13 protein-coding genes and 1 tRNA gene are annotated in these 12300 nt (G+C 65.9%); 11 read left to right on the top strand and 3 right to left on the bottom strand.

All coding sequences use genetic code 11. From position 1 onward, the window contains the following. Together AC1DY7_RS18000 and AC1DY7_RS17995 are read left to right on the top strand one after the other, a co-directional pair. The coding region (locus tag AC1DY7_RS18000; protein WP_477495042.1) for a hypothetical protein at nucleotides 1-475 on the top strand (475 nt) is incomplete at its 5' end. A gap of 62 nt (nucleotides 476-537) precedes the next feature. Next, on the top strand, nucleotides 538-786 hold the full coding sequence (locus AC1DY7_RS17995) for a hypothetical protein (protein WP_477495041.1): 249 nt from the start codon (nucleotides 538-540) through the stop codon (nucleotides 784-786). A gap of 23 nt (nucleotides 787-809) precedes the next feature. Here the strand turns inward: AC1DY7_RS17995 and AC1DY7_RS17990 are convergent, their stop codons facing one another. Continuing rightward, nucleotides 810-1310: a nitroreductase family deazaflavin-dependent oxidoreductase gene (locus AC1DY7_RS17990; RefSeq protein ID WP_477495040.1), complete on the bottom strand. Its 501-nt coding sequence runs from the start codon at nucleotides 1308-1310 to the stop codon at nucleotides 810-812. A 187-nt stretch (nucleotides 1311-1497) separates the two neighbouring features. After that, nucleotides 1498-1571, bottom strand: a tRNA-Leu gene (locus AC1DY7_RS17985). A 108-nt stretch (nucleotides 1572-1679) separates the two neighbouring features. Between AC1DY7_RS17985 and AC1DY7_RS17980 the strand changes: the two genes are divergently transcribed. The 7 genes from AC1DY7_RS17980 to AC1DY7_RS17950 all read left to right on the top strand — a co-directional run bounded on the left by AC1DY7_RS17980 (nucleotide 1680) and on the right by AC1DY7_RS17950 (nucleotide 10023). Next, a complete protein-coding gene (locus tag AC1DY7_RS17980; RefSeq protein ID WP_477495039.1) occupies nucleotides 1680-2015 on the top strand; it encodes a hypothetical protein in 336 nt (111 codons plus the stop codon). A 151-nt stretch (nucleotides 2016-2166) separates the two neighbouring features. Then, nucleotides 2167-2256, top strand: coding sequence for a potassium-transporting ATPase subunit F (locus AC1DY7_RS17975; RefSeq protein ID WP_458711532.1), 90 nt, complete (start codon nucleotides 2167-2169; stop codon nucleotides 2254-2256). Continuing rightward, a complete protein-coding gene (gene kdpA / locus AC1DY7_RS17970) occupies nucleotides 2256-3926 on the top strand; it encodes a potassium-transporting ATPase subunit KdpA (RefSeq protein ID WP_477495038.1) in 1671 nt (556 codons plus the stop codon). The genes AC1DY7_RS17975 and kdpA overlap by 1 nt, the downstream gene beginning before the upstream one ends. Nucleotides 3927-3928: 2 nt before the next feature. After that, nucleotides 3929-6016 carry a potassium-transporting ATPase subunit KdpB gene (gene kdpB / locus AC1DY7_RS17965; protein WP_477495037.1) on the top strand — a complete coding sequence of 696 codons (2088 nt, stop codon included), beginning with the start codon at nucleotides 3929-3931 and terminating at the stop codon, nucleotides 6014-6016. A gap of 2 nt (nucleotides 6017-6018) precedes the next feature. Continuing rightward, the gene (locus AC1DY7_RS17960; RefSeq protein WP_477495036.1) at nucleotides 6019-6864 is read left to right on the top strand and encodes a potassium-transporting ATPase subunit C; all 846 of its coding nucleotides are present in this window, start codon (nucleotides 6019-6021) and stop codon (nucleotides 6862-6864) included. Continuing rightward, nucleotides 6821-9349, top strand: a complete 2529-nt coding sequence (locus AC1DY7_RS17955) for a DUF4118 domain-containing protein (RefSeq protein WP_477495035.1) — start codon at nucleotides 6821-6823, stop codon at nucleotides 9347-9349. The genes AC1DY7_RS17960 and AC1DY7_RS17955 overlap by 44 nt, the downstream gene beginning before the upstream one ends. After that, nucleotides 9346-10023: a response regulator gene (locus AC1DY7_RS17950; protein WP_477495034.1), complete on the top strand. Its 678-nt coding sequence runs from the start codon at nucleotides 9346-9348 to the stop codon at nucleotides 10021-10023. The genes AC1DY7_RS17955 and AC1DY7_RS17950 overlap by 4 nt, the downstream gene beginning before the upstream one ends. Here the strand turns inward: AC1DY7_RS17950 and AC1DY7_RS17945 are convergent. Then, a complete protein-coding gene (locus AC1DY7_RS17945) occupies nucleotides 9986-10816 on the bottom strand; it encodes a class I SAM-dependent methyltransferase (protein ID WP_477495033.1) in 831 nt (276 codons plus the stop codon). The two genes, AC1DY7_RS17950 and AC1DY7_RS17945, sit on opposite strands and share 38 nt — an antisense overlap. Nucleotides 10817-10946: 130 nt before the next feature. On the opposite strand from AC1DY7_RS17945, the gene AC1DY7_RS17940 reads away from it, so the two are divergent. Then, nucleotides 10947-11495, top strand: coding sequence for an HNH endonuclease signature motif containing protein (locus tag AC1DY7_RS17940; protein ID WP_477495032.1), 549 nt, complete (start codon nucleotides 10947-10949; stop codon nucleotides 11493-11495). A gap of 43 nt (nucleotides 11496-11538) precedes the next feature. Then, a complete protein-coding gene (lpqN, locus tag AC1DY7_RS17935; RefSeq protein ID WP_477495031.1) occupies nucleotides 11539-12237 on the top strand; it encodes an envelope biogenesis lipoprotein LpqN in 699 nt (232 codons plus the stop codon). The last annotated feature ends 63 nt before the right edge of the window (nucleotides 12238-12300 follow it).

Here is a 12300-nt window from a genome sequence, read left to right as displayed (position 1 = left end):
GATCGGCCCACTCGCCTCCACCGGAGGATCCGAACTCGCCGCCCCAATCACGTTCGACAGCAAGAAAACCCGCGCCTACATCACCACCAACGACATGGCCTTCGACCGCACCCAATTCGGCCTTTTGAACTTGAGTACCGGTGCGTGGGTTTCCGATCCGATCCGCGTCAACGGCACCACAACCGGACCCATCTTCACCGACAAGAACTCGCGCCTCTGGCTCATCACCGACGACGTCGCCGGCGGCACCCCCGGCATGGGCGGCCTCCGCCACCGAGCCCTGGTCACCCTCATCAACACCACCACCGGCACCATCATCAGCACGCCCATCGACAAGCCCGACGCGCAAATCGCCGGCGGCCTGAACTTCTACGCCACGGGCAAGGTGATGTTCACGCTGTCGGTCACGATGGCAGACCACAGCACATCGACGATCTTCACGGCAGTCAACACCAGCACCGGTGCGCTCATATGAATTCACAGTGGAGCAGATCAATCGTGCGCAGGTAGGCGACTACTCGACGCCGATGTGCCGGCGTGGCCAACACTGGAAACGGTAACTTCGGACAGCATTACGAACGAGGAGGCATGATGAGTGGCGTTCCGGGAGACTCCAACCTCAACGGCATACCGGACATCACCGAGGAATTTGTCGGTGGGGCCGTGAAAGCGATCAAACGACTCGGCAAGCACACCGTTCGGGGGACCGGGGAATCCATCACCACCAGCGATGAACAACAGGGACCACGTCCCAAGCCGAAGCCGGGCAGCCAGACCATCGATTGAACTTCCCAGGCGCGGTGGCCGAGTCAGGGCCGCACGAGGATGAATGCCTCGATCTGGCGTCGGCCCGCCCATGCCCGCTCTTTGATCAGACCGGGAAAGATGTCTACACCCGTTTCCCAGATCTGTTCGCGTTCAACGGGTGTTGCCAGGCGAGCGGTGCTTTGCCAGGTATCTCCATCGATTGTCACCGTGACCGACGAGTTGGCCCTGAGGTTGTAGTACCACCCAGGGTGTCGAGCATCGCCGTAGTTGGTGGCCACGACGGCCACTCCCTCGGGATGCGGGATACCCATCAACGCCACGGTGCGGGCCATGCCCGACTTGGCGCCGGTGGTAGTGAGGATGACCGCGGGCAGCCCCGCCGCAATACGCGCGAAGCTGCGCTTGCCGCCGGTGAGCTTGCTGAGCAGCTTGTCGAGTCGGTGTGCCGTGGGCCGGAAAACAACCCTCCCGGCCTTCGTCGCAGCGGCAGCGCGCATCGCTCGATGAAACACAGGCGCATCGTCAAAAGATCGGACCGACATAGCCGAACTGTGCCACGAACACCCACTTCGCACACAACAAGATCCACCGCTCGTAAAACTTGTGCGTCTGAGATGCCACGGCGCGTCATCGATTCGGTCACGAGCAGGCCGCCGGGGGCGGTCAGCGGGCAACCGGCTCGATGTCCTCGACGAACAGCCGTTCACTGGCCGGTTCCCTGGTTTAGAGTGCCCCCAGTGGGACTCGAACCCACACTGTGCAGATTTTAAGTCTGCTGCCTCTGCCAATTGGGCTATAGGGGCGTGCAGGTGATGACGTTAGCGTCCTCCCTGGTCACCCGTGAAATCACTCCCCGAAAAGCGGCCGAACGGCCGATATGCAGGCTCCCGAACCACGTCTAGCATCAGCGAATGGAGAGCTGGCTCGCGCTGCTGGTAACGCTGGCCTTCGTGGTGCCCGTCGGCGGGCTCCTCATCTGGCTGGGTCAGCGCAGCGCCAAGAAGCAATCCGCCAAGTACTGGTCCACCAGGGGGGAACCGCGGCGGGCGGCACAGCCGCCGGCGGAGGGTTCATCGCAGGTGGCGGTAGCGGATGCGGCGCCGGCGACGGCGGCGGCGCCCATGGCCACGGCGGCTGCGGCGGGGGCTCCAGCTGCGGTGGCGGCGGGTGCGGTGGCGGAGGCGGGTGTGGCGGCGGCAGCTGACCACCCGGGTGACCCCGCGCACAGCGCCGCAAGGACTCCGTAAAGGCGGCGGTCACCCCCGTCAAGAAACCGTAAGGGACCAGTTCAGGGGCTCTGCCCAGTCCTAGCGTCGACGGCATGGCTGTTGTTGTGTTCGTCCTGCTGACCATCGCGGTCTTCGCGCTGCTCGGCTTCGTCCAGAAGATCTTCGAGTGATGGGCCTGATCAATGCGATCGGCCTGATCTTGGCCATCGCCATCGCCCTCTTCATGGCCGCTGCCCTGCTGTTCCCGGAAAGGTTCTAGTGTCCACCTCTACCGCAGGGATCGTGTTCCTGTTGACGCTCATGGTGGCGTTGGCAGCGGTGCATGTCCCGCTCGGCGACTACATGTACCGGGTCTACAACGGCGAAAAGCATTCCCGCGTCGAGAAACTCATCTACAAAGCCATCGGCGCCGACCCGAACTCCGAGCAGGGCTGGGGCGGATACGCGCGCAGCGTGCTGGCGTTCTCCGCGGTCAGCGTGCTGGGCTTGTTCTTCTTCCAGCTGGTGCAGGGCAAGCTACCCCTGCACCTCCACGACCCGGCCACCCCGATGACCCCCGCGCTGGCCTGGAACACCGCGGTCAGCTTCGTCACCAACACCAACTGGCAGGCCTATTCGGGTGAGACCACTCAAGGCCATCTCGTTCAGATGGCCGGCCTGAGCGTGCAGAACTTCGTCTCCGCCGCAGTCGGGATGGCCGTCGCCGTGGCGCTGGTCCGCGGCTTCGCCCGCAGGCACGCACAGGAACTCGGCAACTTCTGGGTCGACCTGGTCCGCGGCAGCATCCGGATCCTGTTGCCACTGGCCGTCATCGCTGCCATCGTGCTGATCGCCGGCGGCGTCATCCAGAACTTCGCCCTGCACACCCAGGTGGTCGACACGCTGACCGGCGCCCAGCAGACCATCACCGGCGGCCCCGTCGCCAGCCAGGAAGCCATCAAGGAACTCGGCACCAACGGCGGCGGCTTCTACAACGCCAACTCGGCGCACCCGTTCGAGAACCCCACCGCCTGGACCAACTGGGTCGAGATCTTCCTGCTGCTGGTCATCGCATTCACCATGCCGCGCACCTTCGGCCGCATGGTCAACAGCCCCAAACAGGGCTACGCGATCGTTGCCGTCATGGGAATCATTGCCACACTCAGCATCTCGCTGACCATGTTCTTCCAGCTACAGGCCCACGGCACCGTCCCCACCGCCATCGGTGCCGCCACCGAAGGCGTAGAGCAACGCTTCGGTGTTGCCGATTCGGCGATCTTCGCGGGAGCGACGACGCTGACCTCGACCGGTGCGGTCAACTCGTTCCACGACTCCTACACCAGCCTCGGCGGCATGATGACCATGTTCAACATGCAGCTCGGTGAGATCGCGCCGGGCGGTACGGGATCCGGCCTCTACGGCATGCTGATTCTCGCCGTCATCACCGTGTTCGTCGCCGGCCTGATGGTCGGGCGCACTCCGGAATACCTCGGGAAGAAGATCACCCCGCGCGAGATCAAGCTCGCGGCAAGCTATTTCCTGGTGACGCCCCTGCTCGTGCTCACAGGCACCGCGCTGGCCATGGCGCTGCCCGGCCAACGCGCCGGCATGCTGAACTCCGGCCCGCACGGCCTGTCCGAGGTTCTGTACGCGTTCACCTCGGCGGCCAACAACAACGGCTCCGCCTTCGCCGGCATCAGCGTCAACACCGAGTGGTACAACACCGCACTGGGCCTGGCCATGCTGTTCGGCCGGTTCCTGCCCATCGTGCTGGTGCTGGCACTGGCCGGATCCCTTGCCGCCCAAGGGACCACACCGGCATCGGTCGGCACCCTGCCCACCCACCGTCCCCAGTTCGTCGGCATGGTCACCGGCGTGACATTCATCCTCGTCGCGCTGACCTTCCTACCCGCCCTCGCACTCGGCCCCCTCGCTGAAGGAATCCACTAGACATGTTGACCGCCGCACCGAAACGGACGAGCCTGCTCGATCCGAAACTGCTGTGGAGATCTCTGCCCGACGCGGCGCGCAAACTGGACCCGCGCACCCTGTGGCGCAACCCCGTCATGTTCATCGTCGAGCTCGGCGCGGTGTGGAGCACCGTCCTGGCCGTCACCGACCCCAGCTGGTTCGGCTGGCTGATCGTCACGTGGCTGTGGCTCACCGTGCTGTTCGCCAATCTCGCCGAGGCGGTCGCAGAAGGCCGCGGCAAGGCCCAGGCCGACTCGCTGCGCAAGACCAAAGCCGACACCATGGCCCGCCGGCTCACCGAGTCCGGCGCGGAAGAAGAGGTCCCCGCCCCGCAACTGCGCCAAGGCGACATGGTCGTGGTGGAGGCCGGCCAGGTCATCCCAGGCGACGGCGACGTCGTGGAAGGCATTGCCTCGGTGGATGAATCGGCCATCACCGGCGAGTCTGCACCCGTCATCCGCGAGTCGGGTGGTGACCGATCCGCCGTCACCGGTGGCACCACCGTCCTGAGCGACCGCATCGTCGTGCGCATCACGCAGAAGCCCGGCGAAAGCTTCATCGACCGGATGATCGCGCTCGTCGAGGGCGCCAACCGACAGAAAACGCCGAACGAGATCGCCTTGAACATCCTGCTCGCCGCGCTGACGATCATCTTCGTCTTCGCCGTCGCGACGCTGCAGCCGTTGGCCATCTACTCCAAGGCCAACAACCCCGGGGTTCCCGACAGTCTCGCGCTCGACGGCAACGGCGTGACCGGCATCGTGATGGTCGCCCTTCTGGTGTGTCTCATCCCGACGACCATCGGAGCGCTGCTGTCGGCAATCGGTATCGCGGGCATGGACCGATTGGTGCAGCGCAACGTGCTCGCGATGTCGGGCCGCGCGGTCGAGGCCGCAGGCGACGTCAACACCCTGCTGCTGGACAAGACGGGCACCATCACCCTGGGTAACCGCCAAGCCGGCGCTTTCCTCCCGCTGCCCGGCGTCTCCGAACAGGAACTGGCCGACGCCGCGCAGTTGTCCAGCCTGGCCGACGAGACCCCCGAAGGCCGCTCCATCGTGATCTTCGCGAAGGAGCACTACGGGCTACGGGAACGAACCACCGGAGAGCTGAATCACGCCCAATGGGTCGAATTCACCGCGGCCACAAGGATGTCCGGTGTCGACGTGGACGGAGTGGTGCTGCGCAAGGGGGCGGCGAACTCGGTCGCCGAATGGGTGCGCGGCCACGGCGGCACCGTGCCCGCCGCACTCGGCGACATCGTGGACGGGGTGTCCGCGTCGGGTGGCACTCCCCTGGTGGTCGGCCGCATTGTGGACGATAAACCGGACGTACTCGGTGTCATCCATCTCAAGGATGTCGTCAAGCAGGGCATGCGGGAACGCTTCGACGAGATGCGCCGCATGGGTATCCGCACGGTGATGATCACCGGCGACAACCCGTTGACCGCCAAGGCCATCGCCGACGAAGCCGGCGTGGACGACTTCCTCGCCGAAGCCACACCCGAGGACAAGCTCGCGCTGATCAAGCGGGAGCAGGCCGGCGGCAAGCTGGTCGCGATGACCGGCGACGGCACCAACGACGCCCCCGCGCTGGCCCAGGCCGACGTCGGCGTGGCGATGAACACCGGCACCTCGGCCGCCAAAGAGGCCGGGAACATGGTGGATCTCGACTCCGACCCGACGAAGCTGATCGAGATCGTCGAGATCGGAAAACAGCTCTTGATCACCCGCGGCGCCCTCACGACGTTCTCCATCGCCAACGACATCGCAAAGTACTTCGCGATCATCCCGGCACTGTTCGTCACGCTGTTCCCCGGCCTGGACGTCCTCAACATCATGCGGTTGCACAGCCCGCAGTCGGCGATCCTGTCGGCGGTCATCTTCAACGCCATCGTCATCGTCGCGCTGATCCCGCTGGCGCTCAAGGGTGTGCGTTACACGCCGAGCAGCGCCTCGAAGCTGTTGAGCCGCAACCTGTACGTGTACGGACTCGGCGGCATCATCGCCCCGTTCATCGGCATCAAACTCATCGACCTCGTCGTTCAACTGCTCCCCGGGATGTCCTAAACATGAGAATCTCCAGCATCGTCCGCCAGCACTGGGCCGCGCTGCGCACCCTGGTGGTGCTCACCGTCATCCTCGGCGGCGCATATCCACTGTTCATCTGGGCTGTCGCGCAACTGCCCGGGCTGTCCACCAAGGCCGACGGCTCGATCATCAAAGTCGACGGAAAGGCAGTGGGCAGCAGCCTGATCGGGCAGTCCTTCACCGACCCCGACGGCAAGCCGCTGCCGAAGTATTTCCAGAGCCGGCCCGGCGGATACGATCCGATGGCCTCCGGGGCGAGCAACCTGGGCCCGGAGAGCGTCGTCGACCGGCCGGACAAACCCAGCCTGCTCACCCAGGTGTGCACACGCAGTGCCGATATCGCCGCCCTGGACCATGTCGACGGCGCACGACCGTTCTGCACCGGCGGCGGGGTCGGTGCGGTGCTGGCCGTGATGGGGCCCCGCGATGCCCGTGGCATTGTCACGCAGCCGACCCAGGTGGTCAGCGTGAACGAAGTCTGCCCTGCCGCGCCGTTCGTCGCGGTGTACGGCGGTGTCCGCGTGCAGTGCGCCCAACCCGACGGTGACTACAGCATGGGCCAGATCGTGCCCATCCACGGCGCAGCGACCGATCCGCAGATTCCCGCGGATGCGGTGACCGCCAGCGGCAGCGGCCTGGATCCCGACATCTCACCCGCCTACGCCGAACTGCAGATCCCCCGCGTCGCCGAGGCCCGCGGCCTGGCCGAACAGCCGGTCCGGGACCTGGTCACGGCCAATACCGACGGGCGAGCACTGGGCTTCCTCGGCGAACCGCGGGTCAATGTGCTCAAGCTCAACCTTGCGCTGGACCAGCTGGGTGGATGATGGGCGTGTGACGTCAGGCAAACGGGGTGAGCTCCGCATCTATCTGGGTGCCGCTCCCGGCGTGGGCAAGACGTTCGCCATGCTGGGTGAGGCGCACCGCCGGTTGGAGCGCGGCACCGACCTGGTAGCGGCGGTGGTGGAGACCCACGGCCGCGCCAAGACCGCGGACCTGCTCGACGGTATCGAGGTCATCCCGCCCCGCCACATCGACTACCGGGGCACGCGTTTCACCGAACTCGACGTGGACGCGGTGCTGGCCCGCGACCCGCAGGTGGTGCTCGTCGACGAGCTGGCGCACACCAACACCCCGGGCAGCACCCACCCCAAACGCTGGCAGGACATCCAGGACCTGCTCGACGCCGGGATCACCGTCATCTCGACCGTCAACGTGCAGCATCTGGAGAGCCTCAACGACGTCGTCGCGCAGATCACCGGAATAGAGCAGCAGGAAACCGTTCCCGACGAGATCGTCCGCCAGGCCGACCAGATCGAACTGGTGGACATCACCCCGGAAGCACTGCAGCGCAGACTTTCCCACGGAAATGTGTACGCCCCTGAGAAGGTCGACGCGGCGCTGTCGAACTACTTCCGCCGCGGGAACCTGACCGCGCTTCGCGAGCTTGCGCTGCTGTGGCTGGCCGATCAGGTCGACGCGGCGCTGGCCAAGTACCGGGCCGACAACAAGATCACCGACACCTGGGAGGCGAGAGAGCGCGTCGTGGTCGCCGTCACCGGCGGGGCCGAGTCGGAAACCTTGGTGCGACGGGCTTTTCGGATTGCCTCCAAGTCCAGCGCCGAACTGATGGTCGTGCACGTGGTCCGCGGCGACGGACTGTCCGGGGTGGCAGCGCCACAGATGGGCAAGATCCGCGAACTCGCCACGAATCTCGGCGCCACCCTGCACACCGTTGTGGGCGAGGATGTTCCGTCCGCACTCCTGGATTTCGCCCGCGAGATGAATGCCACCCAGCTGGTGCTCGGCACCTCGCGGCGATCGCGCTGGGCGCGCATGTTCGACGAAGGCATCGGCGCGGCGACCGTGCAACATTCGGGCAAGATCGACGTGCACATGGTCACCCACGGGGAGACCACACGCGCATGGCGCGGCCTGACCGGGCGGGAACGGCGGGTCACGTCCTGGCTTGCGGCGGTGGTGGTGCCGTCGGCGATCTGCGCGGTGACGGCGCTGGTGCTGGACCGGTTTCTGGGCATCGCCGGCGAGAGCGCTCTGTTCTTCGTCGGCGTGCTCTTGGTGGCACTTCTGGGCGGCGTAGCGCCGGCCGCATTGTCCGCGGTGCTGTCCGGAATGCTGCTCAACTACTTCCTGGTCGCACCCCGCTACAGCTTCACCATCGCCCAACCCGACAGTGCCATCACCATTCTGGTGCTCTTCATGGTGGCCGTCGCGGTTGCCATCCTGGTCGACGGTGCGGCGAAACGCACCCGTGAGGCACGTCGTGCATCACAGGAGGCCGAACTGCTCGCCCTGTTCGCGGGATCGGTGCTGCGCGGCGCCGACCTGGACACCCTGCTGGAACGCGTCCGCGAGACCTACAGCCAACGTTCGGTCAGCATGCTGCGTGGCGAGGGCATCGTGGGATGCGTGGGCGACGATCCCTGCGTCACCGTCGAAACCGCCGATACCGCCATCGAAGTCGGCGATGACGAGTTCTGGATGCTGATGCGAGGTCGCCAACTGCCCGCCCGGGATCGGCGCGTGCTCACCGCGGTGGCCACGCAGGCCGCCGGCTTGATCCGCCAGCGGGAGCTCACCGAGGAAGCCAGCCGCGCCGAGGCGATCGCCCGCGCCGACGAGTTGCGTCGCTCGCTGCTCTCGGCGGTCAGCCACGATCTGCGTACCCCGTTGGCCGCGGCCAAGGCGGCGGTCTCGAGTCTTCGGGCAGAGGATGTGGGCTTCTCCCCCGAAGACACCGCCGAATTGCTCGCCACCGTCGAGGAGTCGGTGGACCAGCTCACCTCGCTGGTCGGCAACCTGCTGGACTCCTCTCGACTGGCTGCCGGTGTGGTGCATCCCGAACTCCGTCAGGTCTACCTCGACGAGGTGACACACCGGGCGATCATCGGCACGCCCTGGGTGCGTTCGGGATTCGACCGGGTGAAGATCGACGTCGGTGACACGGCGGTGCTCGCCGATACCGGTCTGCTGGAGCGCGTGCTGGCGAACCTGATCGACAACGCTGTCCGCTACGCCCCCGACAGCGTCGTGCGGGTGAATGCCGGACGGGTCGGGCAGCGGGTGCTCATCAACGTCATCGACGAGGGCCCAGGCCTTCCCCGTGGCGCGGAGGACCGGCTGTTCGCACCGTTCCAGCGGCTCGGCGACCGGGACAACTCCACCGGTGTGGGCCTTGGCCTTTCGGTGGCTCGCGGTTTTGTGGAGGCGATGGGTGGCAGCGTCACCGCCACCGACACCCCCGGCGGTGGGCTGACCGTCGTCGTGGAGCTGGCGGCTGGTGACTCATGACCCGGGTTCTGGTGATCGATGACGAGAAGCAGATCTTGCGGGCGCTGCGGATCAACCTGTCGGTGCGCGGGTATGAGGTGTTCACCGCAGCGACCGGGGCCGAGGCGCTGCGGGTGGCCGCCGATCATCGCCCCGAGGTGGTGATCCTGGATCTCGGCCTGCCCGACATGTCCGGTATCGAAGTGCTGGAAGGGTTGCGGGGCTGGTTGACCGCGCCGGTGATCGTCCTGTCGGCACGCACCGATTCTTCGGACAAGGTGGAGGCACTGGATGCCGGCGCCGACGACTACGTGACCAAACCGTTCGGGATGGATGAGTTCCTGGCCCGGCTGCGCGCGGCGGTGCGTCGCGGCGCCAAAGTCGAAGTGGATGAGCCTGTCGTCGAAACCGATTCTTTCACAGTCGATCTGGCAACGAAGAAGGTCACCAAGGACGGCGCCGAGGTGCACCTGACGCCGACCGAGTGGGGCATGCTGGAGATGCTGGTACGCAACCGCGGCAAATTGGTGGGCCGCGAGGAATTGCTCAAGGAGGTGTGGGGACCGGCGTACGCCAAGGAAACCCATTACCTGCGGGTGTATCTGGCGCAGCTGCGTCGCAAGCTGGAGGCCAACCCGTCACAGCCCAAACATCTGCTCACCGAGGCGGGGATGGGGTATCGGTTCCAGGTTTGACGGCCTGCAGGGTGAAGGTGAGCGGCACCCGGTCTCGCCCTTCCTTGAGCACGAACTCACCGGCGAACTCCGGGCTCGGCATCATGGCCTCGCCCAACTGATTCCACGGCACCTCGCGGTGTTCCTCCAATGCCGTGACGGTCAGCCCCGCGGAAGTGAGCGCGGTGAAGATCTCGCCGAGTCCGTGATTGAAGCTGACCGACGCCGGGGCAGCGATCTCACCGGATCCGGCGTAGCTCTCGGTCTGTACGAACGTCAGGCCGTCGGTTTCGAAGTACGGAAATTCGACGACGAGGAGACCGTCGGGGCGGGGATCGCAGATGGCCGAGAGCATCGGATGTCCATCGCGCATGAAGAGCCGGCCGCCCGGACGCAGGAGGCGGGCCACGGTGTGCGCCCAGCGGCGGATGTCGGGCAGCCAGCAGATCGCACCGATACCGGTGTACACCAGGTCGAAATCGCCTGTCGCGTCGTACACATCGGATTCGACGAACGTCACCGCGCCGCGTGCGAGCCGACGGGCCACCTCGAGCGCCGATGGCGAGAAGTCGATCCCGGTCACCGATTTCGCGGCCAGCCGGGCCAGCGAGACGGTGTCGGTGCCGATATGGCATTGCAGGTGGACGACATCCAGCCCGTCGAGCCGGCCCAGCCGCGGAAGGTCGTAGCGCACCACCTCGGACAGATGCGCGGGGTCATCGAATGCGGCCAGGTCGTAGCCGTCGGGCCCGGCGTGCAGCGGCACCCGGGATTCCCAGTTCGCCAGGTTCGTCGCCCGCCAGTCCTCGGTCACGCCTCATTCTCGCACGCGCATTCTACTCATTTTCCGTTGCCAAAACCGTTGCGCCGGTGCATCTGTGCATAACTTTGAGGCCTGTGGATAACTTCTGCTCGTGTCTGCAGGTCCGCGATATCCTTCGAACATGCTTGCGAACGCGGTGTCGGATCGAGAGGCAGTCACCACTGCCCTCGCCCAGTACCGTGCCGCCTGCGAGAAGCTCACCACGCTCGAGTTCACCGCGTTTGACACCGCCGAACTCCCCGACATGATCCGCCTGGGCGCCCACGCCCACCACTACTTCCTGCTCTACCGACACCACACCGCCGAACCGCTATACCTCGGCAGAACAAAGAGACTGGCCTCCAAGGCCCAACGACTCGTCGCCTACGCCCGCGACCGCGGCTGCACCAAACCCGGCTGCTTCCGCACCGCCGACCACTGCCAGGCCAACCACGTCCACGACTGGGCCGCCGGCGGACACACCAACGCCGACACCATCGTCCTGGGCTGCGGCCCCGACAATCTCACCGCCTACGACACCGGCTGGACCAACCGCATCCGCCCCGACGGCCGCGCCGAATGGATCCCACCACCACTACTCAACACCGGCCAAGACACCGTCAACCACCACTTCCACCCCGAAGAACTCCTCAACCCACCCGACACACAAGAGGACGGCGATGATCCGTGACGATTCCAATCGATTTCCAACCGCGACGGCTTACGGTGCCCTCATGACACACTCCACGATTCGTGCTGCCGCGGTGGCAGCGGTCGCCACGCTGAGCCTGTTCGGCGCCGTCGGTTGCGGTTCTGATTCCAAATCCGAAGCCACCAGCAGCTCGTCGTCGAAGAGCTCGTCCTCGTCCTCGAGCTCGGCCGCGTCGTCGACCAAGGCGGCCCCCGAGACCGGAGGTGCGCACGAGACGATCGCGGACTACCTCAAGGAGAACGGCGTCACCGAGACGTCGATCAAGCGCGGGGACCCGGGCCCGACGATCGATCTGCCTGTCCCCGACGGCTGGGAGGCGACCGACAGTCTGCCGGAGGCGCCCTACGGCGCGATCGTCTTCGGCGGAGGCGCGGTGCCCGACAATCCGCCGCGCATCCTGGCTCTGCTGTCGAAGCTCACCGGCAATGTCGATCCGCAGAAGATCCTCGAATATGCGCCGGGCGAACTGGAGAACCTGCCGGGCTGGAAACCGCTCAACGCGGGCGCGGCTTCGACGCTCAGTGGCTTCGACGCCTACCAGCTCGGCGGCAACTACGACGTCGACGGTAAGCAGGGCGTGATCGCGCAGAAGACCGTCGTGATCCCGGCCAATGACGGTCTGTATGTGCTGCAGCTCAACGCCTATGCCGATGAGTCGGAAGCCGACGCGCTCGGGAGTGCCACCGACATCATCGACCAGCAGACCAAGATCACGCCGTAGCCCTCACAGGCTGCGGTCGGTTCTCGGTCACGCAATCGCCGCGAAGCGTTCGTCTGCTGCTAC

The sequence above is a fragment of the Mycobacterium sp. P2_H7 genome, assembly GCF_056403275.1.
Note: the sequence above shows the minus strand (reverse complement) of the source record. Positions and strands in the feature narration are given on the sequence as shown.